Raw genomic sequence first — 24,120 nt, 5'->3', positions numbered from 1 at the left:
GTGCTCTGGCGATTGCGACAAGGGGTATGCCTATTTCCTATGTTTTCATGCCGTCTGCCGGATGCAAGGTGATTTTAGCGGGCGTGCATGAAAGACTTTGGTCTGGAAAAGTGTGGGGTTGCGCCCGCATCCGGTCCTGTCTTGCCGCGTCTGGGAAGTAGGGAAGCCACGCTCCCGCTGACGCCGTCACTGTAGCGCCGGAAGCCCCCATTCAGCTGGCGGGAAGAGCGTCGGGGGCAGGCGCATTTCCGAGAAGTCGACCGGGCGGCGGCGAAACGATGTTGCCGTATAAGAGGTGGTCGAAACCTTTATCCTGACCTCTTCTTTCAATGGTATCCCATCCTGTGTGAGGCACGCCTGGTTTTCGCCGTGCATCTCGTGCGGGACCAGATCAAACCATTCGCATGTTTCGCCGAGGATCGTGTCCGTTTTCCCGAGAGAAACCTTTCCGGTTTTCTGGCCGGCTTGCACGGAGGGAGAGTCACGTTCCGACGAGCGCCAGGCGGTTATGCGCCGATCTCCGCTGCTTTGCCGATACCAGATGCCTTGATCGTCGAGCTCGTTCTGGATGATCGTGTGGATCGTGCCGTCTCTGCCGCGGCTCTCCTCATAGCGCCAGGGAAAATGCCGCAGCAAACGGACGTTAATTCCAGCCGGGCTCTCGAGCGTCATCTCGAAATCGGGCCGGGAAGGGTCGGGCTCATGGCTGCGGATCGGTCGCAGCCAGAAGTCCGGGCTCAAAATCTCCTGTGGCGGGCGTAGCTCCGACGATGTCACGGCGCGGCGTTCGAGACTGGCGAGGCGAATATGGTAGATCGGGACACTCTCACCGGCCAGAAGCTTCGTTTCGATGACGATGCCATCATCGGTGACGCAGTTCAGTTCGCCCGGCTCGATCGAGCCCAACGGCGGCGCCTTTTCCACAGTCTCGCGCCACAGGCAATCCTGCCCGGCAACGGTTGACCGTTCCGCGAGTGGTCGGGAGACGTCTGCGACAGTCGCGTCCAGCTTCTGACCTGAACCGATGAGTTCCATCTGCGTGATCTCGCCATCCGTCTGCCGGCTCCAGCGCAGCACCGGATCTTTTCTGTCCGGTCCGTAGCCGAAGCTTGTCAGCCCATCCCACCGGGTTTCGCTGCGAAACATGCCGTCGTGATGGATAACCGTGGTTGTGGGATCGATCGGCACGCCATTCTTGTCGAGGGATTGCATGGTGGCGACATAGTCCGGCAGCGGCGGAGAGGTGTCGGAGGCTGACTGCGCGAGGGAAGCCCCGCTGAAGACCATTCCGGCGATGACGCCTGTCATTACTGCTGCCTTCATTGCCTCAGATGTCTTTCTGCGCGTGTCATACCGCGAGCAGAAGACGGTTTTGACGAGAAAATCAATGCGGTCTGCGCCATTTGCCCCAACGGACGCCCATCAATGAACGATGGTCAGCGCGGCGATACCCGCCTCGTCGGCGGCGCGTAAAAACGCCTCCCGGAATTGCTCCGGAGCAACTTCTCCACAGATGGCATCGATGCAGGCTTTGACGGCGATCATGTACTCCTCGCCGTCGTCGAAAGGCCAGTCCCGGATCAGCAGGTATGCGGCATCGCCAAGCGTGCGCACGACCGTGTGCGTCTCCCGACCGCGCAAGACCAGCCCGACCGGTGCGAATACCGATGACGTGTTCCAGTTCATTGTCCTCGACCCCTCAAGGCACGGAGATTGGAGACCTTGAACACACTATACGCGCGAATTATGAAATTCGGAATTGCGCTTTGCCTGAATCTTGAGCGCGTGACATGTCTGCCACGCTAGAAAGAAAGGGCGCTCCACGACCTCAAGTCGGAGCGCCCTATGGCTGCGTCGGCGTCAGTTGCGGCGGAGGCCGACGCAGGCAGTGTTAGAACACCGCATTTGGAACGAAATGGCAACGTCCGACGCGGTCCTGCGCCTGCATCCGGCCTGTAATCCACAATGTTTCCACAGCTTATCCACAGGGGGGGACCGATCTCCTCCAAGACTTTCAACGACATATGCCCAAAGCTATCGGGCTGCCCCAGATGGGTGATGTGGCGGCCCGATGACACCGGCAATATCTTCCTGACAAACTGTCCTAAAGGCCACAATGCGGAGCTATTGTGGCCCTCCCTCCTTGAGCGCTGGGCGGCGGACGCTCGGAGGTGGGAGGCGGCAGGCATGCATGAGGGCCTGCCGCCTTCATTATCAGGTATTCGGTCATCGAAGGCCTGCGCCTCCGCAAACAAAAAGGACCCGCTCACTTGGGAGCGGGCCTCAGGGGTGCCCGGAGTCGGACGGGCATCGGGAAAACGGTTGATCAGATATAGGCCGCCGCATCGACGTTCCAGCTGTCCGACCTCTTCGACATCGCAAAGGCTTTGTCGCTTTCGGGGCGGGCGTGCTGACGGGCGGCGGCGTCGAGCAGGGCCGCAAAGGATGCCAGGGTGATCCTGTCGGCGCGTAGCATCTGGCGGATCATCGGGTCTTTCAGCATTTCCGATGGTGTCATCTCGCGCATGGTATCCTCCCGTGGCTGCTTCCGGCGCTTGCGGCATCATAAATCCGTATTGCTATCAATGCATGTCGCGGCGATGGCGAAAAGACGGCAAATGAGGTTCATTCGGGCTAGCTCCAATGTGGCATTGGTCTCAGATTTCATCGACTGCTACCGTAGTGACCGAGAGGGAACCGCAGTGGAGGAGGGACCACATGGAAGCCAGGCAAGAGGAAGCCAGGCAGGGGGAAGCAAGGATGTTCGACGAGATCGTGATGGGTCTTGCCGCGCTTGGGGCCAAGATCAGCGAGATCAACGCCCGGCCCCTGCCTCTCCTGGATTTGGAATATGCCAAGGCCGAACTGAAGGCCAGGCCGGCAAAGGTTCGCAAGCGCTTCGACAGGTTCAGAGCGAGGAAACTGAGCGCGTGACACCGGGTCGGCAACGCAATTTTGACCATGAACGTATTTTCTGACGTTTGCTCACATTTTGGCGATTGCAAGTGCATCAGAAAGCCGCTTTTCTTGTCGTCCGCATCCTCTAATTTAGAGATATCCTACCATCATGAATCGCTACGACATCGAGCGCCGGAACGACGACGACTGGACCGTTATCGACCGGCTGACGGGCGCGCCCGTGCCGCATCTGCCGGAAAAATTGGGAAGCAGGCTCGAAGCCCAGGCGCTTGCCGATTTTCGCAACCGGCTAGCCATCCCGCAACAGGAGCGCATTCGCTCCCGTCTCGATACGTTGCGGCTCGCCTGGCAGGTGTTGACAGGCAAGCGGACACGTTAAAGCGTCGCCGTTGAGGGCTGGAAAGAGGCCCGCCGAAGCGGGCCAAATTGGGAAATGGCAGCTGGATCGCACGACGCATCGTGTGGTGCATGGTTCTATCAAAGGAAAGTGCGCCGTGCGGTCCGCGTACCGGACTGAGATCGAGGCCGAAAGTTCCCGGCGCCGGATGATTTTTCTGCCGCCGCTGCTACCAGCGGAGAATTTTTCGGCCCAGCAGGAAGCCGGCTCCCGTCGCGGCGAGAATGCCGATCGAATACCATGTCGCCAGAAACAGCGGGCTATCGTCAGGGCAGTGCCAGGCATAGATGGCGGCCGCGATGCCGCCGGCGGCAAGGCCCGCAACCGCGCCCGCCGTGCCCGGATTTTCCGGGGCGCCCTCGCGGATCGAATAGAGGATGGCGGCGAGCGGGGCAATGGAGAGCGTCGGCACGAAGAACAGACAGAAGGCGGAGAACTGTCCCTCCATGCGGCTTGCCCAGTCTGCCTGCGGCACGACGAGAAGTTCGGTCACGATGCCTGCAATCAGAACCGCCAGCGGCAAGGTGAGCGTCAAGGCCGCAGAGCGCAGCGAGACGCCGGGCTTGCCGATGCGGAAGGCTAGGCGGGTGGCGGTAAGGGCGAGCAGCAGGGTGATGCCGAGCTTGAAGAGGACGCGCGGCGTCTCGATCATCTCAGCCATGTTTTTGCGGATGCCGATAGTCGAGAGCAGCAGCGCAGCTGATATCACCACACCGATGACCAGCGCGATCAGGAAGACGCGGCCGAAGCGGAGGCGGACGCGCGCATCTTTTGCCAGCATGTTGATCAGGTCATCCGTTTTCACGCGTGTTGCTCCGATAGAGGGCGGCCAATCCTTTGAGCGCCCTGTGCAGCGCCACTCGCACGGCGCCTTCCGTCATCTGTAGCCGCTCCGCCGTTTCGCGGATACCGGCGCCACCGAGCGAGATCGAGCGGACGATTTCGCGCTGCGGATCGCGCAGACCGTCCAGCATGCGTTCGACGTCGATGCGGTCAGCGCCGTCTTCCTGGTGGTCGGCCTCCAGTGTCTCCATCACATCCTCGATCGGCACGCTGACATGGCGGCCACGGCGGCGCAGGCTGTCGATCAGCTTGTTGCGCACGATGGTGGACAGCCACGGGCCGATCGGCCGCGAGATATCCCAGGTCCCGCGCTTCAGATGCACCGCCAGCAGCACTTCCTGCACCACGTCTTCCACCTCGCTCGGCGGGGCACCGAACTGGTCGCAGCGCCTGCGCGCGATCGAACGCAGATAGGGTGTCACGGCCTTCAGGAAACGGTCATAGCACAGCGCGTCGCCGGCGATTGCCGCGCGCATCCATGCCGCCCATTCCTCTTCACGGGCCGAATATTTCATCCGCTACTCATCTCTACGCACGGGGCCACGTGTTTGTTACCGTCATCCTGAAAATTTTGATGACGCGGTACGTGAGGCAAAGCCGGCGTCGGCGCCTATTGAACGCATCGGCAGGCAGACGGCAAGAGGAGTACGGCAACAAAGCGCAAAAGCCGCCCGGCTCAATGCGGAGCCGGACGGGTATTTGTGTCGGTGCAGGCTGCGGTGAATTCTAGCTGTTGGCAGCGCCTGACATCCGCGCAATCAGATGGTCGAGCGATAGGCGGCCCGGGCCGTAGCGCATGATGGCAAGTGCCATCGCCGCCCAGGTGATGTGGATCGGCCAGCCATCGGGAACAGTCAGTTCGACGATGAGAGTCATGAAGAGCAGGCCGAGGCCGGCAAAGCGGGTGGCCAGACCGAAGACGAGGAGCGTCGGGAAGATGATCTCGCCACAGCCGGAGAGGAAGGCCATGACTGATGGCGCGGGGAAGGGATAGGGGCCGCCGGGCAGATGCAGCATGAATTCCTGGGTGAAGAGATCGATCGCCGTATCGTTCAATTGCAGGAAGCCATCCCATTTCAGGATGCCGGAGCGCCAGAAGGGCACGGCGAGCGCCACACGCAGAACAGCCTGAACGAGATCGGGCTGGGCGACAGCGCGGACAAGTCCGTCAGCCGTCGCCACCAGCCTCGCCAGAGGGGAGAGAGCGCCGTTGCGGGGCTCGTTGTGAGGCCCATCGTGAGGCATGGAGTGAAGCGTATCAGACATTGGAAATCTCCAGTTCGATAGCGGAAAAGGCGCCTGATGCGATCATCTCGCCGATGGCAGCAGAGAGATCGAAAGCGGCACAGGCGTCGAGGCCGGCTGCGACAGCGGCGGCAAGGCATTCGCCTGATAGAAGGGCGTTGAAGAAAGCCGCAGCGCCTGGCGGCAGGAGGCGCACGGTGACCTCGTCGTCGAGACGGGTGATCAGCCCGTCTTCGGGGTGATCGTCGACGCGGCTGACCGGTCCCGGGCCGCGGTTCATGGCGAAAATGGTGACGGCGGGATGGTCAGATGAAACCACTCGCGTTGCCGGATGCGGCCGGAATGTCGCCGCGCCCAGATTCTCCTGGGGTATGGCGGCAAGGGTTTCGGCGCGCAAGGCGGGCGCATCGGCGGCGTGATAAGCGTCCAGCCAGGCGCGCTCGATGCGGGCCACATCCGAGAGCCAGGGCATGTCGACTGCATGTTCGTAGCGGTCGATGAAATCGGGGAAATCCTGGCCGTATTCGAAGAGCAGCGGCGAAGCGGGCGGTGTTTCGCGCACATGAAAGCGGGCCATGGCTCGGAAGAAATCCGCCCCGGCGATGCGCTCTACCGCCGGGAAGATCGACGACAGCGCCGCAATCAGGCTGACGGTCACATTGTTGCGGTAGACATTGTAGCGCTTCTCGGCCCGCTTGCCTCGCGGACCGGTGACCAGGTCAGGGGCCGGGGCATCGGGCGAAAGCAGTGCTGCCGAGAACCGGCCAGCAAAATCGGGCGCGGGTTGCCGGATCGGCAGGATGTCAGCCGAGCGCATGGGAGGTCTCCCTCTCAGTGCTATGCCGGTCGAGAATTGCCTGCGCGGCCAGCGCCTCGGCGCGCAGCACCGGCCAGTCGGGGATCTTGCTGTCCCATTCGATCAGCGTCGGAATCGGTCCGCACCTGGCAATGACGATTTCATAGAGCTGCCAGACGGCATCGGCGACCGGTCCGTCATGACTGTCGATCAGCAGCAGTTCGCCCTCGTCATCCTCCTGTTCTGCATGCCCGGCAAGGTGGATCTCGCCGACTTTGGCGAGCGGGAAATCGCGCAGGTATTCCAGCGCCGAAAAGCCGTGATTGGTGGCGGAGACGAAGACGTTGTTGATGTCCAGCAGCAGCCCGCAGCCGGTTCGCCGCGAAATCTCGCGGATGAAATCCGTCTCGCTCATGGAGGATTCAGAAAAGAGGACGTAGGTGGACGGGTTCTCGAGCAGGATCGGCCGGCCAATGGCGTTCTGCATCTCATCGACGTGATCGCAGACATGGGCAAGCGTCCGAGCCGTATAGGGCAGCGGCAGCAGGTCGTTCAGATAGGTATCGACATGCGTCGACCAGGCGAGATGTTCGGAGACCAGCGCCGGCTCGTAACGGTCGACGAGGGTCTTGAAACGCCTGAGATGATCCTTGTCGAGCGGCTGCGGGCCGCCGAGCGACATGCAGACGCCATGCAATGAAATCGGGTGGTCGCGGCGCACGCTTTCGAGCGCACGATGGGGCGGGCCGCCGGCGCCCATATAATTTTCGGCATGGACTTCGAAGAAGCCCTGCCGGCCCGATACGGCCGAGATTGCCGCAAGATGCTCCGGCTTGAAGCTGGTACCGGCCAGGCCGGCAACCGAAAGTGTCGGAAAGCGGAGGGTGCTTTCCGTCTCCATGGGAAGGTTCGCCATCATGCTGACGTTTGCCATGTTCGCCTCCGCTTTCCTGATTTTTGTGCCGGCTTAGATGTCGCGTTCCAGCGGCTTCAGCGAGCCATGACGGCCGCCGGGCAGATCAAGTTTGGCGCAGGTTCCGCCCTGGACGAATTTCCACGAATTGCCCTGGAAGTCCTTGACCGAGGTACCCTGGCAGGTCGTGCCCGGGCCGGCAGCGCAATCGTTCTGGCCCTTCAGCGCAACGCCGTAGCACTTCTCCTTGTGGGCAGCGGTTGCAGCAGCGGCCTCGGCCTTGGTCAGCGGGGCGGCGCCTGCCATGCTGGCAAGGGCGGAGGTGATTGCGCCGACAAGAAGGGCGGTGCTGATGGAAGTCTTCAACATGGATAATCTCCGTTGCTCGTAACGCCCCTGTTTTCGGCGGGGCACGTCAGGGTATTCGCAAGCGGAGGACGGGTTGTTACAGGCGGGGCGGTAACGAACGCGTGATGGGGTTGATGATCATTCCGGCCGGAACGCCGCCGGAAGATCGACGGCAACGTTGAGCGGCCGGAAATGCCTGGAGTTTTCGGTGATTACGGTGAGGTCATAGGCACGTGCGGTGGCTGCGATAATGATATCGCCAAGGCCGGGATTGTGCCCTTGGCTCGCGGCCTCATCTTCCAGTGCCCCGGCGATCCGCGCGACTACGGTATCCATTGGCAGAAGACGATCGCCGAAACTCTCAGTGATAAAGTCCAGCCATGAGGCGAGGCGTTTTGCGCGCTCGACCCCGCCGCGACGGCGCAGGTTTCGCATTCCCTTTTCGATCTCCGCGACCGACATGGCGGATAGAAAGAGCGCGTCGGCCTCGCCTTGCTCGTGGAACCATGCCCGCACCGGATCGGAAGGCGGGGTCTTGTCCGGCGCGAATTTGCTGATGATATTCGTATCGAGAAGATACGCGGTCACAGATCAGCATCTCGCATTTTCGAGGGATTCCGTTCCAGCTCAACGCCACCGGGAAAGGTGAGCAGGAAATCTCCGAAATTTGGCCGAGGTTTATTCAGAGCTTTCTTTGCGGCTTCGGCGGCTTCGACCGAAACGAGCACCGCAGCGGGTTTGCCGTGGCGCGTGATCGTCACGAATTCTCCGTTTGCTGCTTCTTCCACCAGACCGGCAAAACCGGCCTTGGCATCAGCCACACTTATTGTCGACATCGCGGCCTCCGGTTGATATGACCATATGTGGTCAAAATAGAAGTTGCCGCGAAAGAGGTCAAGAGATCCAACCAATCCGGTTAGAGATCCAGCAGTGCGACCACGCCCTAGCGATCGGCGGCGAAAGCAGAGGAGCCGCACACCCTCCGCTTCAGCCTGGCGGATCATGTCGAGCGCGCATGTCAGGGCCGCCTCGACATTTTCCCGGTATTCAAGGGTCTGGGCGGCGGCGATGCGGACGGTCTTCATTCGGGGCTCCGGTTATTCTGGGCGTGGAGACTTATACCCGCCATACCAGCCGGATCACCACCCGGCATGCGGAGGGGAGGAGATCGTCAAGCCACTGATATCATCAGGCACGGTGCTCTTGCGGCCGAGGGCATCGATATCGATGGAGGTCCGGTTTCTCCTGGATCGAATTGCTTGCCTAAGTAGCATTTTGACGGCTTCCGGTATCATCTGGAACCTCAAGCTTCTTCGCCCGTTTGCGGAGAGGAAAGACCTGGAGGAGGAACCCCATGAGCAATCTTCGTAATGACAGCGCCCCCGAATTTTCAGGCGGTGAGGGCCGCAGCACGCTGACCGCTTTCTTCGACAGCCGTGACGACGCCGATCGCGCAATCGACCGGCTGAAGAACCTGGGTATCACCAGTGTCAGAATAATGCCGGGATATGAAGCCGATGGCGACAAGGCTGGCGTTGCCGGCGACGACCGCGGCGGTTTCTGGTCGAAGCTGGAGGACTGGCTGTTTCCGGACGAAGACCGATCGGTTTATGCCGAAGGCCTGCGCCGTGGCGGCTTTCTGATCTCCGTCGAGGTTGACGATGCGACCTACGGTATCGCTCATGACATTCTCGACGACGAAGGCTGCATCGACATGGATGAGCGTGCCGACCTCTGGCGCGCAGAAGGCTGGAATATCAACAAGTCGAACGAAACCCTCGCGGCATCGCGATATGATGCGAGCCGGGCTCGTGAGGCTGACGACGCCGAGCGTGCCCGGCAGGCAAGCGCTGTGCAGGACGACGTCTTTGCAGCCGGAGCGGCCGGTCCGGCCGCGCCGACCGGAGGTGTTACCAGCCGGCTCGATCCGGACGCGCCCGGCGTTCGCGCCTACGATCTCGATGACGAAGCGCCGCTCGATCAGGAACTGCGTGACGATATCATGCAGACCGGACATCACCGCACAGTGGAGGAATCCGAGGAGCGTGCGGAACGTGAGCTTCGCCAGGCGCAGGACGTGGATGGGATGCGGCAGGAGCAGACCCTGCCGCGCGGTCGATAATGGTCTGAAGTTGGGCGCGCGCCCTTATTGCGGCGGAAGGGAAAACAGAATCATCTCCGCTGCTTTAGGTTTTTTGTTCAAGCATCGCATTATCCGAAAACCACTTTACACCTTTCGGCCCGATGCTCTAACCTAACGCAGCGATTAGGCTCGCGCTGGATTGCCTAGCCTTACATAGGTGAGCCCAGTATTCCCCCTGAACTCGCCGGTGACCGAACTGGATCCAATTGGCAACTGGGACGCCAACTTTGATTGTCGGGTCTAAGGTAACGGTCACAACTTCCCATTGCCAAAAACTCCCCTCACGCATTTTTCGAACTGATTTTTTTCGTCTATGAGAGATCGACACTCATGAATGGCATATGCTGCCGCCATTTCGGCATTGCGTCTGAAGCCGGGAAGGTCCCCGGCGCGATATGTTGCTGCAACCCCGCCGAAAGGTAGCTCGATTCCGATCGACTGCAACAGGACTGTGTAAAGGCAGCCTACCGGATTAATATCGCGGTCGACCACTACGTTGATAGTCGGATATCCTTTTCGGCGCTCGTGGTAGCATTCCAACGTGTCCGGTTTGCTTCGAAGCGTGTCGATATCGTGCACTGTTATCTGCCCTAATTTTGCCAGCTTGAGCGCATCACGATCAACGAACACTTCGAAGGTCTGGGTGTTTAAAGGCCGGTTCTGATCACCGAAAGGCGCATATGGTGTTCCAGCTGAATAATTTATCGATTGGCTGGCATCAAAATTGAGACGCACGTCTGCGTACGCCATTAGCCCAAAAAACACGCGCAAAAACTCGAGCTGCAAAGCTTGAACATCGCCCCTCTCCATACCCTTCGCATTGATGACGATGTTGATCTCGATTGTTTTGTCGATGTCGAGAATTGGCGCTGTCGATTTCGACATGGCAAATGCGACGATTTCCTCCAGAGACAGCGATGAGCGAATTGACTGTAGCTTTACAGAGTCGATCGCCAGCGTTGGTGTCGTAATCAGCGCTGCGACTAGTCCGGCAACCATACTCCATCGCGCTCTATTAGATGCCATATGTGCCTCCAACCAATACTGTTCCCCTCTCTTCATCAGCCGATCAGTCGCTTGTATGCCCGAGCCTGTTGCGACTTAAATGAAGGAGTGGCTGCCAGTTTTAGTTGAGGGCGTCAATCACAATTAAATCCGACAAGACGATATTTTGTGCTCACTTCAGGGTGTTGGGAACACCCTAATGCGCCGTACCGTCGACGATGACGTGGTCGTGGTCCATAGAGCATTTCTCGATGCGGGCGTGGATTTTGTAGACCTCGCGCAGCATGTCGACGGTGACGACCTCGCGCGGCTTGCCGCAGGCCAGCATGCGGCCGTTCTGGATCACCAACACCTTGTCGGCGAAGCGTAGCGCCTGGTTCAGGTCGTGGATGGCGATCAGCACGATCATGCCGCGCTTGCGGGCCTGGCGCTGCATGAAATCGAGCACTTCCACCTGGCGGTGAAGATCGAGCGCGCTGGTCGGCTCGTCCATCAGCATGATCTCGGGCTCGCGCACCAGTGCCTGGGCGATGGAGACGAGCTGGCGCTGGCCGCCGGAGAGGGCGCCAAGGTCGCGGAAGGCGATCGCCTCGATGTTCAGCGCCTTCATGACGTCGTCGATCAGTCTCAGATCCTGATCGCCAACGCCCCAGGACTGGCCCTGCTTGCGGGCAAGCAGGATCGATTCATAGACCGTCAGCACCGCATTGGCCGAAGTATCCTGCGGCATGTAGCTGATGGCGTTTCTGGTCTTTGCACCTTCGACCAGCACGTTTCCGGGCCCTTTCAGGAGGCCGGTGATGCGCTTGAAGAGGGTGGACTTGCCGGCGGCATTCGGGCCGATCACGGCGACGAGCTCGCCGGCAGTCAGCTTCGGCGTCGTCACGTTTTCGACGAAGAGCTTGCGACCGTGATAGGCGCCGACCGACTGCAGCTGAAGCGCTACCATGAGCGGCTCCTGTTCGAGAGGATGAGCGAGAAGAAGAAGGGCACGCCGACGAGCGCGGTGATGATGCCGATCGGGAAGACGACGCCCGGAATGATCGACTTCGAGACGACAGAGGTCAGCGAGAGTAGCAGCGCGCCCGAGAGGATCGAGCCGGGCAGGAAGAAACGCTGGTCCTCGCCGAGAATCATGCGGGCGATATGCGGGCCGACGAGGCCGACGAAGCCGATCGTGCCGACGAAACTGACGGGCACGGCAGCCAGCAGCGAGATGATCAGCATCGTTTCCAGCCGGATGCGGCGGACATTGACGCCGAAGCTTGCCGCCTTGTCCTCGCCGAGGCGGATCGCGGTCAGCGCCCAGGCATGGCGGGCAAAGAGCGGCAGCGAAATCAGCAATACGGCAAGCGTGATCCAGATCTTCGGCCAGGTGGCCTTGGTCAGGCTGCCCATGGTCCAGAAGACGACGGCTGAGAGCGCCTGTTCGGAAGCGAGATATTGCAGGAAGGCGAGGGCTGCATTGAAGGTGAAGACCAGCGCGATGCCGAGCAACACGACGGTTTGCACGGACACGCCGCGTGCCTGCGAGATGAAATGGATGAAGAGGGTGGCGATGAGCGCCATGACGAAGGCATTGACCGGCACCAATAATCCCGCCGCAACCGGCAGGATCGGCACGCTGGTGACGATGGCGAGTGCCGCGCCGAAGCTTGCGGCGGCGGAAATGCCGAGCGTGAAGGGACTTGCCAGTGGATTGGCAAGGATCGTCTGCATCTGGGCTCCGGCAACCGAGAGCGAGGCGCCGACGACGATCGCCATGACGGCGACCGGCATGCGGATATCCCAGACGACGGTACGGATCTGCGCCGAGACGGCGTCTGGATCGAAGAGGGCGGTCACGACTTCTCCGAGGCCGTAGCGGGCAGGACCCCAGGCGAGATCGATGGCGAAGGACAGGCAGAGCGCTGCCGTCATGGCAACGAGGATCAAAAGCTTGCGGCGGGCGAGGGCGCGGTAACGCGCCCTGCCTTCCTCGGCTTCGATCGGCATGGCGGCGATCTCTGCCATGGCGCTTACTTTCCGGCCTTGGCGTCGACCCAGTAACCCGGCTGATAGGCGACCGGCAGAAACTTCTCGTGGAATTCCTTGAAGGTCGCATCCGGGTCGAGATCGGCAAAGAGATCCGGGTGGAACCACTTGGCCATCTGCTGCACGGCCACGAACTGGTACGGACTCGTGTAGAACTGATGCCAGATCGCATGCACATTCCCATCGGCAACGGCCTTGGAGCCGGTGAAGGCCGGGTTCTGCACCAGCGCGTCGAGCGCCTTGCGGCTGTCGTCGATCGTACCGGCAGCGGCCGGGCCGACATTGACGAAATCCTTGGCGTCCTTGGTCTGGCTCCAATTCGAGCCGGTGACGACGACGACGTCAGGGTTGGAGGCGACGACCTGTTCGGCATTGATCGAGCCGGTATAGCCGGGCAGGAAATCGGAGCCGAGATTGTGGCCACCGGCCCAATCCACCATCAGGCCGAAATTGTCAGGACCGAAGGTGCCGCAGCATTCGACGAGGCCGGCGGCGCGATACATGAAGACGTTTGGCTTCTTCGGATTGGCTTCCCTCAGCTTGTCGGTGACGCGCGCCATCTGCTCTTTCCAGTAGGCGGCGACGGCCTCGGCGCGGTCTTCATGGCCGAAGAGCTTGCCGAGGATTTTCAGGCTCGGCTCGGTATTGGCGAGGATGTGTTCGCGGAAATCGATATAGACGATCTTAACGCCGATCTTGCTGAGCATCTCCTCGAGCTTCACCTCGTCGGCCGCTTTCTTGTTGCCGATTGGCAGCAGCATCAGGTCTGGGTGGAGAGCGACGACGGTCTCCGTCTGCAGCGTGCCGTCCGTCAGGTTGCCGAGAAAGGGCAGGTCCTTACCCTTCGGGAACTTCTCGACATAGGCGTTGAAGCCGTCTTTGTCGGTGGTCCAGAGATCGTTGCGCCAGCCGACGATCTTGGCGAAGGGATCGTCCTTCTCGATCGGAGCAATGGCATAGAGCATCCGGCCTTCGCCGAGAATCACGCGTTCGACCGGTTTGTCGAAAGTGACCTCGCGGCCGGCGACATCCTTGATGGTGAAAGGATCGGCAAAGACCGAGAACGGCAGCAGTACCGCAACCGCGGCCGCGACCAGTGCAAGCAATTTCATAAAATTCATCTGGAAAGTCTCTCCGTCCTCGGTTATTTCCCGAGGCATAGAAAAACTGAGTTTTGGAATCAAGTTTTATGTTTTAGAGCTTTTCCAAAGTAAGTCCGGCGTTGGGTGCAGACGATGAATATGATGAACACGAACTATTCCATTCGCGATGAAATCCGGGATTTCTGGTCGGAAAGGGCAGCGACCTTCGACGAGAGCGTCGGCCACGAAATCTTTTCCGAAGCCGAGCGAAAAGGCTGGCAGCGGCTGATCCGCAAGCATCTCGGCGAGGGGCAGGGACGTGCGGCGCTCGACCTTGCCTGCGGCACGGCGGTTATCTCTCATCTCATGCACGGGGCGGGCTTCAAGGTGACCGGGCTCGACTGGTCGGATGCGATGCTGGCGCAGGCGCGCGCCAAGGCGAAAAAGCGCGGCACCGATATCCGTTTCGTCTCGGGCGACGCGGAAAATACCATGGAACCCAAGGATAGCTACGACGTGATCACCAACCGGCATCTCGTCTGGACGCTGGTCGATCCGCCCTCGGCCTTCCGCGAATGGTTCTCCGTGCTGAAGCCCGGCGGCAAGGTGCTGATCGTCGACGGCAATATGGGCAAGGAAACCTGGGTGAAGGGGCTGCAGAAGCTCTGGACGAAGCTGACCGGTAAGGCGCCGGCAAGCCATATGAAGCCGGAGATGATGGCCCGCCATCAGGCGATCCGCTCGCGCGTCTACTTCTCGGACCAGATGCCGGCGGAAGCGATCGTCGAACTGCTGCGGCAGGCGGGCTTCGACAATATCGTCGTCGATCGCAAGCTCTCCGACATTCACTGGGCGCAGGCGCGCAAGATGCCCTTCCTGCGCGGGCTGGAGCGGATGGTGCAGGATCGTTTTGCGATCTGTGCGACGAAGCCTCTGGCTTAAGGTTCTCTGGGGTTCTTGCTGGGCCGGCGGTCTGTGGTCATTGAAGCGTCTCATGTCCCTTGCTGATGAGGCTCGCAAGCAATCCCGCTATTTCGCCGGGTTCGGCGGGCTTCGACACCAGTGGCACCTCGGAGAGAGACGAGGGGATGACGAGATGGTCGTAGCCGCTCGTAAATATGAAGGGAATGTGCCTTTGCCGCAGCATCTCGGCGATCGGAAAGCTCAATTCTCCCCTGAGATTGATATCGATCACCGCGCCATCAAGTTCGGAAGCGCTTTCGATCGCTGCCTTGGCATGCGCGATGCTTGAAAACGGGCCGACGATGGTTGCCCCGTGCTGTTCGAGAGCCTCCACGAGATCGACCGCTATAAGGTATTCGTCTTCGACAACCAGCACATGGCCCAGCTTTTCTTCCATCTGAGCGCTCCATCTCATCACTGCTTGGCGGCGCGCAGTTGCGACAGGCTGTCGAGGCGCAGGTGCTGGAATCGTTCGCACCCGCTCATGTCGTGGTGAATGCGGACGGGGATGTCGTCTATTCCTCAGGACGCACGAGCAAGTTTCTGGAAGTGCCGCAGGGGGCGCCGAGTCGCCAGCTGATCAACATGGCAAGGCGGGATCTGCGGCTCGATCTCAGGGCCGCCTTGCGCGAGTGCGTATCGTCAAGACAGCGTGTGACCAAGGACAATATCGTCGTGGACGACGATGACGGCCGCGTTCAGCCGGTGTCGCTGGCAGTCGAGCCGCTCGGCAATCGCGGGTCGGTCGAAGCACTCTATGTCGTTCTGTTTCAAACGCTCGGACCGTCCCAGGCGCGCTCTGAAGCCGAACGCGCCCAGCGAAGCCAGGAAGGGACTGCCGATCTCGAGCGGGAGCTGCGTGACACGCGCGAGCGCCTGCAATCGACGATCGAGGAATATGAGACAGCGCTCGAAGAACTGAAGTCATCCAACGAGGAGCTGGTATCGGTCAACGAAGAGGCCCAATCCTCCAACGAGGAACTCGAGGCCTCCAAGGAGGAGATGCAGTCTCTCAACGAAGAGCTCAACACGATCAATGCCGAGCTCAACAGCAAGGTCGAAGAGCTCGATCGGGCCAATAATGATCTCAAAAACCTGTTCGATGCCACGGAGATCGCGACGATCTTCCTCGACCGCAATCTGGTCATCCGCAATTTTACGCCTACGGCCTCTAATTTCTTCAAGCTGCGCACATCCGATGTCGGCCGGCCGCTGACCGAACTCTCCAGCAATATCGACTACCCGGAGCTGAACGACCATATCGCGGAGGTTTTCGCTTCGGGGCAAAGCCGCGACCGTCATCTTCCGCGCGATGAGCAGGGGCACCATTTTCTGGCGCGCCTTCTTCCTTATCGGGGCGACAACAACAAGATTGACGGCGTGATCGTGACACTGATCGACATCACTACGCTGGCCGAAGCCGAACAGCACCAGAAGGTGCTGATCTCGGAGCTCAATCATCGGGTCAAGAACATGCTCGCGGTGACGATCAGCATCGCGACCCAGACGCTGGAATCTTCTGCCTCGCCGGAGGCGTTTCACGCAGCTTTCGTCGGCCGGTTGAAAGCTATGTCGCGGACTTATGGCCTGCTTTCACGCGAACACTGGAAAGAAGCTTCCGTGCAGGAGCTGATAAGCCAGGAATTGACGCCATTCGGCGCCGAACGGATCACGCTCGACGGCCCGGAATACAAACTCAATCCACAACGCGGGCTTGCGCTGGGGATGGTCATCCATGAGCTTGCGACCAATGCCGCCAAATACGGAGCCCTGAGCAATGGCGAAGGCCACATCGATATCCGGTGGCAGCTCGAAAATCATTCGTTTATCCTCGACTGGAGCGAAAGCGGTGGTCCTGCCGTCAAGGAACCGCAGGTGGACGGATTTGGAATGTCGCTGATGCAGGGGGAAATCGGCTATCGGCTCGGAGGACAGGTTGAAACTAATTTCGATCCCGATGGTTTGACCGTTAGTCTCTCTTTCCCGCTCAATTAGCAACAGGTGGAGTGAGCCGTTGACATCCAGCTTTCCCCACAGTTCCCTTTTTGTCGGAAAGCGGGTGCTCGTTGTCGAGGATGAATTTCTGCTCGCAGAGGAGGCTCGCAGAGAGCTTGTCAAGCTCGGCGCGATCGTGATCGGTCCGACACCGCGCGTCGACCATGCGCTCGCCCTCATCGAAGATCAGCAGATCGATGCCGCCATCCTCGATGTTTTCTTATCCGACACGATGGTATTTCCTGTGGCAGAACGCCTCGAAGAGCTCGGCATACCCTTCGTGTTCGCCACCGCCTACGATCCATCCGTCATTCCGGGGCGGTTTGGCGGCTATATTCTCTGCGACAAACCGATCGAACTGGAGAACATCGCTCATGGCCTTTTCGGACGGCCAACATCGGATGCGTGACCAGATCCCGATTTGCCCAACCATCTAGGAAAATACGCGAGGTATGCGTCCGTGACCTCCTCATTCGGCGCCATCTTCTCCCCGAGGAAGAAGGGATATGCCGCACCGCCTCTCTCCCCTTCTCCCCGGCGGGCAGAAGGGGCCTGAAGGGCGGATGAGGGGCCACGGGCGCTACCTGGTTAAGCAGGCAGGTTCGACGACATCGTCGCCGCAAGCTCTCGGACCGATGCGGCGCGCAAGGTGCCCTTCCTACCCGTTGCAATTCTATTTTAACAGACATAGTGCAGCAGGAGGTTGCCGACCACTTGCCTGGAGAGATCCGTTGACTTCCGTATCAACCGCAATGCGCTGCGCCACCGATGCGACGGAGATTTTGACCGTCGAAGCCATTGTGGAAAATCGTCTTTATCCGTTCGCTTTGAAGGATGCTGCGCTGAAGCTCATTGCCATGCACGATGCCGCGCCTCGTATCGTGCGCTATACCGCAGATATGAAACGATGGTTGCTGACGCAATCCATTCTGGCTTTTCATTTTCAGCGCGTCACGTCACCGTCTCATCCGGGCCTTACTGCCGCCAAGCTGAAGGCCCTCATCGCCGAGAGTAACATTGCCTCCAAAAACACGGCGTTCGCGCATCTCGCGGAGATGCGCAATTACGGTCTCCTGGTGGATACTCATGAAAGCGGGGACAGGCGCGTTCGTCAGCTCAGAATTTCCGAAACTGCCGAAACCTTGATCCGCCAATGGTTCGATGAACATCTGAAATCACTCGACATGCTCGATCGGGGCACGCGATTCTCGCGGTCATCGGCCGATCGGCGCCTGCTGTGGTATGCGCAGCCAAGAATGGCCCAGAGCCTCTTTCACGATCCGGAATGGGCCAGCCCTCCGCAGAGCGTAGACGCTTTCGTTCGAACTGCTTCCGGCAGCAACATCCTGCATGACCTGATGTCTCGGGTATCGCCGGAAAAGGAGCTGGAAGCGCGCATGCCTGTCGGCCCTTTGCGCATTGGAGACTTCTTCAAGCGCTACGCCATCTCCCGAACCCATGCGCGGCGCCTTTTCGACCGTGCCCAGTTGCTCGATGCTTGTGGATGGGATGTCGACGGTGAGCGCGGCGATTTCTGGATTGGGGCAAAGCTGATCCGAGACTACCGACATTGGCAGGCGGTCAAGTTTGCGGCTATCGACGAAGCGTTCGAATGGGCCTCTCGTCATGTACCGGAGCCGACCAGGGAGTAACGAGAGGGTCAGTTCCTGGCGTGGTCGCATCCGCAAGGCTTGCTCGGGTTACATCCGGCGTGGAGAAGGGATATGCCGCACCGTTTCCACGCTCTTGAAGGTGTCGTGTGGCACGTCCCCTCTACCCAGCGGGGAAAGGGTTAGGGTGAGGGGGCCGCGCGCTCCAGCTTTTCTGCTGGAAAGAGCAATTATTCCGTTTCAATCTCCTCCGGAATAAACCCGCCCGTCTGCCGCCTCCACAGGCGCGCGAAGAGCCCGTCGCCTTCAATCAGTTCCTCCGGCCGGCCCTCCTCGATGATGCGGCCGTGGTCGAGCACGACGATGCGGTCCATGCTGGAAATGGTCGAGAGACGATGAGCGATGGCGATGACCGTCTTGCCTTCCATCACGAGATCAAGCCGTTCCTGGATGGCAGCTTCGGATTCACTGTCGAGGGCTGAGGTCGCCTCGTCGAGTACCAGGATCGGCGCGTTCTTAAGGAGCACGCGGGCGATTGCCACACGCTGGCGCTGCCCGCCCGAAAGCTTGATGCCACGGTCGCCGACATAGGCCTCGTAGCCCTTGCGGCCCTCGCTATCGGCGAGATCGGCGATGAAGAGATCGGCGCTCGCCATTTTGGCGACGGCCTCGATTTCCTCCTGCGTGGCCTCCGGCCGGCCGTAGCGGATGTTGTCGCCGACCGACCGGTGCAGCAGAGCGACATCCTGAGCGATGACGCCGATGGCGCGGCGCAGGCTCGATTGAGTGACGGTTCGGATATCCTGGCCATCGATGAGGACAGCGCCATCCTTGATGTCGTAGAAACGCAGAAGCAGGTTGGCCAGCGTCGTCTTGCCGGCGCCGGAAAGGCCGACGAGGCCGACCTTTTCGCCCGGCCGGACCGTCAGCGAAAGATTGTCGATGACGGACCTGCCGGATTTGTAGGCGAAGCGGACATGGTCGAAACGGATTTCGCCTGATGTCACCGCAAGCTCTTTCGCATCCGGCCGGTCGGTGATGGTGGGCGGCGTCGTCATGACAGGCATGGCGTCCTTGATCGTGCCGATCGCCTGGAAGATCTGCGAACCCATCTGCAGAAATGTAAACGTGTGACCGGACAGGCGGGTCAGAACATAGACGGCACCAGTGAATTCGCCGATCGTGACGAAGCCGTCGACGAGCCCTGTAAAGCCGATCGACAGAATCGCCAGCCAATGCATCATGTTGAGGACGACGACGGTGAGCTCCGCGGTCCGATAGATGCGCTGTTCGCTTTGCTGCGCCTTTATCGCCTTGCCGATGATGCCGCGGATAGCGCCCGCCTCGCTGTCTTCGGCGGCGAATTGCTTCACCATCTGCATATTGGCGTAGAGATCGGTGATGGCGCCGGAAATCAGGCTGCGTCGCTTGGCAGAGCGGCGTGAGCGCTCGGTGAAAACGGGGGCCAGCCTGACGGCGAGCAGAACGTTCAGCGTGATCCAGACGATGGCCGGCAGGGCAAGTTGCCAGGACAGCGCGCTCAGCAGGACGACAGAGCCCACCATCTGCATCAGGAAGCGCGGGATGGATTGGAAAGCCGAAATGATCTGTTGCTGAACGGCGGAAGCAACCTGCGTCAGGCGCGAGGCGACTTGGCCGGCATAGAGATCGTGGAAGAAGGCGAGATCCTGCCGCTCCACTGCCTTGTGGCCCTGCCACTGGATGGCGGCCGGCATGCCGATGCCGAGCGTATGCGAGGTCAGCGTGTTGACGAGGAACGAGGCGATGGGAATGGCCGGGAAGAGCAGCAGGCCGAAGAAGGTCAGCAGCGGCCATTCACTCTGCAGAAAAGCACGTGCTCCCTGCTGCGTCACGCCGTCGACGATGACCGACAGCCCCCAGACGATCGTCAAATTCATGGCCTCGATCGCCATGGTGGAAAGGGCCACCGCAATCAGCACGCCGCGGAACATCGAGATGAAGTGCAGAAGCACCGTCACAGGACCCTTTGACGGCAGCGGCCGGTAGGGGATGTCGAGCGGCTGGATCAGGCGTTCGAAGGGGCGATAGATCGCATCTGAGATCGACATAATCGGCTTGAAGCCTCTCGGGTCAAAGATCGGAGGAGGGCGGGGTATACAAGGCGACGCGAACCGTATGGAATCATCTTCCGGCTGCAATCTCAATTAGAAATTTTGGAAAAGTGCGGGCAGCGGCCGTGGGTTGCTTCCGGACCTGCGGCCTCAATGTGACTGCCGCGCAACGCTGCCCTGCTGGAAGTGTTCGTCGGCACTGTCGATCTGAACCCAATTGTGCTTCGACCGCTCGAAGATTGATTTGGCCGGAGCCGGGAACTGGCTCACGTCGCTCAGGGCTCCTAGAGCCACACCGATCATGGAGGGCAGGTTGTCGGCCTTCCAGTACACTGATGAGCCGCAGTTCGGGCAGAAATAGGAATGCACCTTTCCGCCGCTTGCCGCGTCACGGCTGTATTGCTTGGCCGTTCCGGACATGGTGACGGCTTCGGCCGGATAGAAGGCACCGGCGCCGAAAGGGGCGCCTGTTCGTCTCTGGCATTCGATGCAGTGACAGGCGATCACCACATTTGGTTTTTGCGGCAGCGCCAGTCTGAGCGCGCCGCAGCTGCATTGGGCATCGGCCATCGGAAGACTCCTGTTTCGCGAGGTTTGGGAAAGATTTCGGGATTTATGGGGAGATGCCGGCGTGCCGGATTGAATCCACTCGCCTTGAAACGACGGCGGTTGCCATCAGCGGCGGCTATTTTGGGAGGTGCCGCGAAAGTTCAAGCTGAACATTACAAGCTATGAAGGCGATTATCTGCTCGGAAATAACTCCCGGCTGTTGTTCGAGCGCCAGACACCAGCCGGCTGCCATAGTTGCAGAACCCGCTGCCTCAGCCGCGGCGGGCTGCCTCTATTGCCGCGATGTCAATCTTGCGCATCGTCATCATCGCGTCGAAAGCGCGTTTTGCCTCGGCCCCGCCTGCCTGTATCGCTTCCATCAGGACACGCGGGGTGATCTGCCAGGAGACGCCCCATTTATCCTTGCACCAGCCGCATTCGCTTTCCTGGCCGCCATTGCCGACGATTGCGTTCCAGTAGCGGTCGGTCTCTTCCTGATTTTCCGTCGAGATCTGAAAGGAAAAGGCTTCGCTGTGCTTGATCGAAGGGCCGCCATTCAGGCCGATGCAGGGAATGCCGGCAACCGTGAATTCCACGACCAGCACGTCGCCCTGCTGGCCGTCCGGGAAATCGCCGGGGGCGCGGTGGATGGCGCCGACCTTGCTGTCTGGAAAGACGCCGGCGTAAAAGCGGGCAGCTTCCTCGGCGTGCTTGTCGTACCAGACGCAGATCGTGTTCTTTGCTACTGCCATTGCGCGCTCCTCTGCTGTTTTTTCCCTGATGGCAGAGACATAAGAGTCAAACCGGTTTTCTCCAGCCCCGGCGGATCATTTAGAGCCCAGTGGCCGCTATCCCCAGAACCATGACTTGTCGACCTCGGTCCTCGCCTCGGAAGGGCTGACACCGATATCGCGGAGCTGCTCGTCCGACAGGCAGGAGAGCATCAGCCGCTCGCGGCGCTTGCTGAAATAAAGGTTGAGGCGCATCAGGTAGCGCCGCGCGATGCCGCCGCTCGGCGCGCGATTCATGGCTGTCGGCAGTTCCAAATTCGTTGTCATCGGGCATCTCCAGCTTTCATCTTGGGCGCCTCAAAATGGACTGGCGTATGCCGGTAGGGAAGCTTATGGTTCTTATGCAATCCATAAGGAATTCTTCTGATGCTGAATCTCGACCAGCTCTCCGCCTTCGTCAGCGTCGTCGATCTCGGCAGCTTTACGGCTGCCGCCGAAAGAGCGGGGCTAACGCAGCCGGCCATCAGCCTGCAGGTGAAGCTTCTGGAACAGAGGATGGGGGTTCGGCTGATCGAGCGGGTCGGCCGCCGGGCGCAGCCATCTGCGGCGGGCGTCGAACTGCTGGCTCATGCGCGCCGGATTCTTGGCGAATGCGCGGCCGCCGAGGAGGCGATGACGCCTTACCGACAAGGTGCGGTGGGGCGCGTGCGGATCGGCAGCGGCGGCACCGCCTCGATCCATCTGCTTCCCCGCGCGATCGCCCCCGTCAAGAAACGTATGCCCGGTCTGGAGATTGTGGTTCGTGTCGGCAACACCGATGAGATGATCCGCGATCTCGAAGCCAACGCGCTCGACATCGCCGTCGTGACGCTGCCGGCCTCCGGGCGTTCACTTGAGATCGAGCCCTTTTACGAGGACGAGCTCATCGCCGTGGCGCCGAAGGGAAGCGCGATGCCCGAGGGTGGCCCCACGCCTGATTTCTTCAAGGACAAGATCATGATGCTCTACGAGGGCGGCAATACGCGCCGCGCCACCGACGAGTGGTTCGAGACCGCCGGCATCAGGAGCCAGCCCACCATGGAGTTCGGCAGCGTCGAGGCGATCAAGGAGCTGGTCGCCGCAGGGCTCGGGTGGTCGATACTCCCTGGGCTTGCCCTGAAGCGCGACCGGGGCCGGTTCGTGACATCACCCGTCCAGCCGCCGCTCGTGCGCCAACTCGGCATGGTCATCCGCCGCGACAAACATCTGACGCGGGGGCTGCGCGAAGTGATGAAGTGCCTTCGCGCCTTCGAGGCGTAACGGGCTTTTGCCTAAGCTGTCATGCGGCAGCGCCGAGAGCGCTTTGTTCGGCGCAGATGCGATCAATCAGAGCGTCGAACTCTCCCTTCGGTGGACGTCCTTTGGCGAAACGCTGCTTGAGATGCATGATCGGTTCGGCGAGGATTTCATCAAGGCTTTCGGCGCAGGTGAAGTCACCGGCCACACTCTTGACCTTGGAATTATCGAAAATTGCCGTCCAGGCCTTGTCGCCGGTCAGCGGGCCGATCCATTCCGGGTTGTACTTGACGAGCGTGTCTGTCGGCACGTGGACGATCTTGGCTTCGACGCCGAGCAATCTGGCGATCGTCTTCTGAATGTCGTCCCAGATATGGGCGTGGTCGTTGGTGATGTGGAAGATGTCCTGCAGCGCCTTCTGCTTGCCGAAGAGGCCGACGAAGGGCACGGCGAAATCGACCGAACGGGTCAGCGTCCAGGGCGTATGGCCATCGCCGGCGACGATGGTCGGTTCGCCGTCCAGCATGCGCCGCGCCATGACGTCGCTGTCGCCCATCATGATGGGCAGGCCGGTGCGGACGGTGTGGCTGGGGCGCACGATCGTCCAGGCGAGGTTTTCGGACTTCTTCAGCAGTTCCTCGCAGGCGATCTTGGCCTGGCTATAGGGCCAGTAGGGGTTGATCGCCGGTGTCTTCTCTTCTGATATCACATAGTGGCGGGCCGGCTTTTCATAGACCGAGGCCGACGAGATGAAGATGTACTGGCCGCAATGGCCCGAGAATATCTCGATATCGCGGGCAATCTGATCCGGCGTGAAGGCAATGAACTGGGCGACGACATCGTAATTGGCCTTGGCAAGATCGGCATAGGCTGATGATCCAAGCTCACCGACGATGGAGGTGACGCCGGCGGGCAGCGGATCGCCCCTAAGGCCGCGATTATAGACACTGACCTGATGGCCCTGGGCCACTGCGCGCTCTACACAAGGATAGGAAATCTGGCCGGTGCCGCCGATGAAAAGGATTTTCAGTGCCATGTGGGGACCTCGGTATCGGATGGGGCGGGATGTGATCGAGATTCATAGCGCGAAAGGCGAGACGCGTCTCCTGCGAAATGGCCGGCGTGGCGGGCAAAAAACAGCCGCATATTCCAAGATCGGGAAATGCCGCTAGGATTCAC

The 24,120-nt window shown here is 60.4% G+C and carries 28 protein-coding genes and 1 pseudogene; 8 read left to right on the top strand and 21 right to left on the bottom strand.

Annotated elements, in window-relative coordinates; translation table 11 throughout:
* Nucleotides 1–186 precede the first annotated feature (186 nt).
* The 3 genes from FHT92_RS11130 to FHT92_RS11120 all read right to left on the bottom strand — a co-directional run bounded on the left by FHT92_RS11130 (nucleotide 187) and on the right by FHT92_RS11120 (nucleotide 2,527).
* On the bottom strand, nucleotides 187–1,323 hold the full coding sequence (locus FHT92_RS11130) for a hypothetical protein (protein WP_183824893.1): 1,137 nt from the start codon (nucleotides 1,321–1,323) through the stop codon (nucleotides 187–189).
* Between the two features lie 99 nt (nucleotides 1,324–1,422).
* Nucleotides 1,423–1,686, bottom strand: a complete 264-nt coding sequence (locus FHT92_RS11125) for a DUF982 domain-containing protein (RefSeq protein ID WP_183740220.1) — start codon at nucleotides 1,684–1,686, stop codon at nucleotides 1,423–1,425.
* Nucleotides 1,687–2,326: 640 nt separating this feature from the next.
* On the bottom strand, nucleotides 2,327–2,527 hold the full coding sequence (locus FHT92_RS11120; protein ID WP_183740218.1) for a hypothetical protein: 201 nt from the start codon (nucleotides 2,525–2,527) through the stop codon (nucleotides 2,327–2,329).
* Between the two features lie 191 nt (nucleotides 2,528–2,718).
* On the opposite strand from FHT92_RS11120, the gene FHT92_RS11115 reads away from it, so the two are divergent.
* Together FHT92_RS11115 and FHT92_RS11110 are read left to right on the top strand one after the other, a co-directional pair.
* Nucleotides 2,719–2,934, top strand: coding sequence for a hypothetical protein (locus FHT92_RS11115; RefSeq protein ID WP_183740215.1), 216 nt, complete (start codon nucleotides 2,719–2,721; stop codon nucleotides 2,932–2,934).
* A gap of 133 nt (nucleotides 2,935–3,067) precedes the next feature.
* Nucleotides 3,068–3,298 (top strand): hypothetical protein, encoded by a 231-nt coding sequence (locus tag FHT92_RS11110; protein ID WP_183740212.1) that lies wholly within the window; start codon nucleotides 3,068–3,070, stop codon nucleotides 3,296–3,298.
* 187 nt (nucleotides 3,299–3,485) lie between these two features.
* Here FHT92_RS11110 and FHT92_RS11105 read toward each other — a convergent pair whose 3' ends face one another.
* From FHT92_RS11105 to FHT92_RS29735, 8 genes are all read right to left on the bottom strand, one after another.
* On the bottom strand, nucleotides 3,486–4,121 hold the full coding sequence (locus FHT92_RS11105) for an NrsF family protein (protein ID WP_183824890.1): 636 nt from the start codon (nucleotides 4,119–4,121) through the stop codon (nucleotides 3,486–3,488).
* Entirely contained in the window at nucleotides 4,108–4,674 is a 567-nt protein-coding gene (locus FHT92_RS11100) for a sigma-70 family RNA polymerase sigma factor (RefSeq protein ID WP_183740206.1), read from the bottom strand. The genes FHT92_RS11105 and FHT92_RS11100 overlap by 14 nt, the downstream gene beginning before the upstream one ends.
* A gap of 211 nt (nucleotides 4,675–4,885) precedes the next feature.
* Nucleotides 4,886–5,404, bottom strand: a complete 519-nt coding sequence (locus tag FHT92_RS11095; RefSeq protein ID WP_183826221.1) for a DoxX family protein — start codon at nucleotides 5,402–5,404, stop codon at nucleotides 4,886–4,888.
* Nucleotides 5,405–5,417: 13 nt separating this feature from the next.
* Nucleotides 5,418–6,221 (bottom strand): DNA-binding domain-containing protein, encoded by an 804-nt coding sequence (locus tag FHT92_RS11090; RefSeq protein ID WP_183824887.1) that lies wholly within the window; start codon nucleotides 6,219–6,221, stop codon nucleotides 5,418–5,420.
* Nucleotides 6,208–7,116 (bottom strand): DUF692 domain-containing protein, encoded by a 909-nt coding sequence (locus tag FHT92_RS11085; RefSeq protein WP_409527153.1) that lies wholly within the window; start codon nucleotides 7,114–7,116, stop codon nucleotides 6,208–6,210. The genes FHT92_RS11090 and FHT92_RS11085 overlap by 14 nt, the downstream gene beginning before the upstream one ends.
* 51 nt (nucleotides 7,117–7,167) lie before the next feature.
* Nucleotides 7,168–7,482 (bottom strand): DUF2282 domain-containing protein, encoded by a 315-nt coding sequence (locus tag FHT92_RS11080; RefSeq protein ID WP_183824882.1) that lies wholly within the window; start codon nucleotides 7,480–7,482, stop codon nucleotides 7,168–7,170.
* A gap of 117 nt (nucleotides 7,483–7,599) precedes the next feature.
* Complete coding sequence (locus FHT92_RS11075) at nucleotides 7,600–8,049, bottom strand: type II toxin-antitoxin system VapC family toxin (protein ID WP_183824879.1); 450 nt, start codon at nucleotides 8,047–8,049, stop codon at nucleotides 7,600–7,602.
* Nucleotides 8,046–8,297: a type II toxin-antitoxin system Phd/YefM family antitoxin gene (locus tag FHT92_RS29735; RefSeq protein ID WP_183826218.1), complete on the bottom strand. Its 252-nt coding sequence runs from the start codon at nucleotides 8,295–8,297 to the stop codon at nucleotides 8,046–8,048. The genes FHT92_RS11075 and FHT92_RS29735 overlap by 4 nt, the downstream gene beginning before the upstream one ends.
* Nucleotides 8,298–8,815: 518 nt before the next feature.
* Between FHT92_RS29735 and FHT92_RS11060 the strand changes: the two genes are divergently transcribed.
* Nucleotides 8,816–9,583, top strand: a complete 768-nt coding sequence (locus FHT92_RS11060; protein ID WP_183824877.1) for a hypothetical protein — start codon at nucleotides 8,816–8,818, stop codon at nucleotides 9,581–9,583.
* 273 nt (nucleotides 9,584–9,856) lie between these two features.
* Here the strand turns inward: FHT92_RS11060 and FHT92_RS11055 are convergent, their stop codons facing one another.
* The 4 genes from FHT92_RS11055 to FHT92_RS11040 form a co-directional block, all read right to left on the bottom strand.
* The gene (locus FHT92_RS11055; protein WP_183824874.1) at nucleotides 9,857–10,630 is read right to left on the bottom strand and encodes a hypothetical protein; all 774 of its coding nucleotides are present in this window, start codon (nucleotides 10,628–10,630) and stop codon (nucleotides 9,857–9,859) included.
* Nucleotides 10,631–10,805: 175 nt separating this feature from the next.
* Entirely contained in the window at nucleotides 10,806–11,558 is a 753-nt protein-coding gene (locus FHT92_RS11050) for an ABC transporter ATP-binding protein (RefSeq protein WP_183824870.1), read from the bottom strand.
* A complete protein-coding gene (locus FHT92_RS11045) occupies nucleotides 11,552–12,622 on the bottom strand; it encodes a FecCD family ABC transporter permease (RefSeq protein WP_183824867.1) in 1,071 nt (356 codons plus the stop codon). Before FHT92_RS11045 ends, FHT92_RS11050 begins: the two co-directional genes overlap by 7 nt.
* Before the next feature lie 5 nt (nucleotides 12,623–12,627).
* Nucleotides 12,628–13,764 carry an ABC transporter substrate-binding protein gene (locus FHT92_RS11040; protein WP_183824864.1) on the bottom strand — a complete coding sequence of 379 codons (1,137 nt, stop codon included), beginning with the start codon at nucleotides 13,762–13,764 and terminating at the stop codon, nucleotides 12,628–12,630.
* Between the two features lie 114 nt (nucleotides 13,765–13,878).
* Here FHT92_RS11040 and FHT92_RS11035 point away from each other — a divergent pair, with 114 nt between their 5' ends.
* Nucleotides 13,879–14,667, top strand: a complete 789-nt coding sequence (locus FHT92_RS11035; protein ID WP_183824861.1) for a class I SAM-dependent methyltransferase — start codon at nucleotides 13,879–13,881, stop codon at nucleotides 14,665–14,667.
* 37 nt (nucleotides 14,668–14,704) lie between these two features.
* Here FHT92_RS11035 and FHT92_RS11030 read toward each other — a convergent pair whose 3' ends face one another.
* Entirely contained in the window at nucleotides 14,705–15,085 is a 381-nt protein-coding gene (locus FHT92_RS11030) for a response regulator (protein ID WP_183824858.1), read from the bottom strand.
* A 29-nt stretch (nucleotides 15,086–15,114) separates the two neighbouring features.
* Between FHT92_RS11030 and FHT92_RS11025 the strand changes: the two are divergent.
* The 3 genes and pseudogenes from FHT92_RS11025 to FHT92_RS11015 all read left to right on the top strand — a co-directional run.
* Nucleotides 15,115–16,683: pseudogene (locus tag FHT92_RS11025) on the top strand (sensor histidine kinase); the annotation flags it as partial.
* 19 nt (nucleotides 16,684–16,702) lie between these two features.
* Nucleotides 16,703–17,092: a response regulator gene (locus FHT92_RS11020; protein ID WP_210278426.1), complete on the top strand. Its 390-nt coding sequence runs from the start codon at nucleotides 16,703–16,705 to the stop codon at nucleotides 17,090–17,092.
* Between the two features lie 322 nt (nucleotides 17,093–17,414).
* Nucleotides 17,415–18,335 (top strand): hypothetical protein, encoded by a 921-nt coding sequence (locus FHT92_RS11015; protein WP_246735222.1) that lies wholly within the window; start codon nucleotides 17,415–17,417, stop codon nucleotides 18,333–18,335.
* Between the two features lie 188 nt (nucleotides 18,336–18,523).
* Here the strand turns inward: FHT92_RS11015 and FHT92_RS11010 are convergent, their stop codons facing one another.
* The 4 genes from FHT92_RS11010 to FHT92_RS10995 form a co-directional block, all read right to left on the bottom strand.
* On the bottom strand, nucleotides 18,524–20,383 hold the full coding sequence (locus FHT92_RS11010) for an ABC transporter ATP-binding protein (RefSeq protein ID WP_183824855.1): 1,860 nt from the start codon (nucleotides 20,381–20,383) through the stop codon (nucleotides 18,524–18,526).
* 153 nt (nucleotides 20,384–20,536) lie between these two features.
* Nucleotides 20,537–20,956 (bottom strand): GFA family protein, encoded by a 420-nt coding sequence (locus tag FHT92_RS11005; protein WP_183824852.1) that lies wholly within the window; start codon nucleotides 20,954–20,956, stop codon nucleotides 20,537–20,539.
* A 251-nt stretch (nucleotides 20,957–21,207) separates the two neighbouring features.
* Nucleotides 21,208–21,687, bottom strand: coding sequence for a VOC family protein (locus tag FHT92_RS11000; RefSeq protein ID WP_183824849.1), 480 nt, complete (start codon nucleotides 21,685–21,687; stop codon nucleotides 21,208–21,210).
* 96 nt (nucleotides 21,688–21,783) lie between these two features.
* Entirely contained in the window at nucleotides 21,784–21,993 is a 210-nt protein-coding gene (locus tag FHT92_RS10995; protein WP_183824846.1) for a DUF1127 domain-containing protein, read from the bottom strand.
* A gap of 99 nt (nucleotides 21,994–22,092) precedes the next feature.
* On the opposite strand from FHT92_RS10995, the gene FHT92_RS10990 reads away from it, so the two are divergent.
* Nucleotides 22,093–22,965, top strand: coding sequence for a LysR family transcriptional regulator (locus FHT92_RS10990; protein WP_183824843.1), 873 nt, complete (start codon nucleotides 22,093–22,095; stop codon nucleotides 22,963–22,965).
* A gap of 19 nt (nucleotides 22,966–22,984) precedes the next feature.
* On the opposite strand, the gene FHT92_RS10985 is transcribed toward FHT92_RS10990, so the two are convergent.
* Nucleotides 22,985–23,977, bottom strand: a complete 993-nt coding sequence (locus FHT92_RS10985; RefSeq protein ID WP_183824840.1) for an SDR family oxidoreductase — start codon at nucleotides 23,975–23,977, stop codon at nucleotides 22,985–22,987.
* Between the last annotated feature and the right edge of the window lie 143 nt (nucleotides 23,978–24,120).

Source organism: Rhizobium sp. BK377 (assembly GCF_014193935.1).
GTDB lineage: Bacteria > Pseudomonadota > Alphaproteobacteria > Rhizobiales > Rhizobiaceae > Rhizobium.
Note: the sequence above shows the minus strand (reverse complement) of the source record. Positions and strands in the feature narration are given on the sequence as shown.

Excerpts from the sequence above, each read along its gene's own strand:
- FHT92_RS11130 (WP_183824893.1), bottom strand. The coding sequence starts at position 1,323 with ATGAAGGCAGCAGTAATGACAGGCGTCATCGCCGGAATGGTCTTCAGC.
- FHT92_RS11125 (WP_183740220.1), bottom strand. The coding sequence starts at position 1,686 with ATGAACTGGAACACGTCATCGGTATTCGCACCGGTCGGGCTGGTCTTG.
- FHT92_RS11120 (WP_183740218.1), bottom strand. The coding sequence starts at position 2,527 with ATGCGCGAGATGACACCATCGGAAATGCTGAAAGACCCGATGATCCGC.
- FHT92_RS11115 (WP_183740215.1), top strand. The coding sequence starts at position 2,719 with ATGGAAGCCAGGCAAGAGGAAGCCAGGCAGGGGGAAGCAAGGATGTTC.
- FHT92_RS11110 (WP_183740212.1), top strand. The coding sequence starts at position 3,068 with ATGAATCGCTACGACATCGAGCGCCGGAACGACGACGACTGGACCGTT.
- FHT92_RS11100 (WP_183740206.1), bottom strand. The coding sequence starts at position 4,674 with ATGAAATATTCGGCCCGTGAAGAGGAATGGGCGGCATGGATGCGCGCG.
- FHT92_RS11095 (WP_183826221.1), bottom strand. The coding sequence starts at position 5,404 with ATGCCTCACGATGGGCCTCACAACGAGCCCCGCAACGGCGCTCTCTCC.
- FHT92_RS11090 (WP_183824887.1), bottom strand. The coding sequence starts at position 6,221 with ATGCGCTCGGCTGACATCCTGCCGATCCGGCAACCCGCGCCCGATTTT.
- FHT92_RS11085 (WP_409527153.1), bottom strand. The coding sequence starts at position 7,116 with ATGGCGAACCTTCCCATGGAGACGGAAAGCACCCTCCGCTTTCCGACA.
- FHT92_RS11080 (WP_183824882.1), bottom strand. The coding sequence starts at position 7,482 with ATGTTGAAGACTTCCATCAGCACCGCCCTTCTTGTCGGCGCAATCACC.
- FHT92_RS29735 (WP_183826218.1), bottom strand. The coding sequence starts at position 8,297 with ATGTCGACAATAAGTGTGGCTGATGCCAAGGCCGGTTTTGCCGGTCTG.
- FHT92_RS11060 (WP_183824877.1), top strand. The coding sequence starts at position 8,816 with ATGAGCAATCTTCGTAATGACAGCGCCCCCGAATTTTCAGGCGGTGAG.
- FHT92_RS11055 (WP_183824874.1), bottom strand. The coding sequence starts at position 10,630 with ATGGCATCTAATAGAGCGCGATGGAGTATGGTTGCCGGACTAGTCGCA.
- FHT92_RS11050 (WP_183824870.1), bottom strand. The coding sequence starts at position 11,558 with ATGGTAGCGCTTCAGCTGCAGTCGGTCGGCGCCTATCACGGTCGCAAG.
- FHT92_RS11045 (WP_183824867.1), bottom strand. The coding sequence starts at position 12,622 with ATGGCAGAGATCGCCGCCATGCCGATCGAAGCCGAGGAAGGCAGGGCG.
- FHT92_RS11040 (WP_183824864.1), bottom strand. The coding sequence starts at position 13,764 with ATGAATTTTATGAAATTGCTTGCACTGGTCGCGGCCGCGGTTGCGGTA.
- FHT92_RS11035 (WP_183824861.1), top strand. The coding sequence starts at position 13,879 with ATGAATATGATGAACACGAACTATTCCATTCGCGATGAAATCCGGGAT.
- FHT92_RS11030 (WP_183824858.1), bottom strand. The coding sequence starts at position 15,085 with ATGGAAGAAAAGCTGGGCCATGTGCTGGTTGTCGAAGACGAATACCTT.
- FHT92_RS11010 (WP_183824855.1), bottom strand. The coding sequence starts at position 20,383 with ATGTCGATCTCAGATGCGATCTATCGCCCCTTCGAACGCCTGATCCAG.
- FHT92_RS11005 (WP_183824852.1), bottom strand. The coding sequence starts at position 20,956 with ATGGCCGATGCCCAATGCAGCTGCGGCGCGCTCAGACTGGCGCTGCCG.
- FHT92_RS11000 (WP_183824849.1), bottom strand. The coding sequence starts at position 21,687 with ATGGCAGTAGCAAAGAACACGATCTGCGTCTGGTACGACAAGCACGCC.
- FHT92_RS10995 (WP_183824846.1), bottom strand. The coding sequence starts at position 21,993 with ATGACAACGAATTTGGAACTGCCGACAGCCATGAATCGCGCGCCGAGC.
- FHT92_RS10990 (WP_183824843.1), top strand. The coding sequence starts at position 22,093 with ATGCTGAATCTCGACCAGCTCTCCGCCTTCGTCAGCGTCGTCGATCTC.
- FHT92_RS10985 (WP_183824840.1), bottom strand. The coding sequence starts at position 23,977 with ATGGCACTGAAAATCCTTTTCATCGGCGGCACCGGCCAGATTTCCTAT.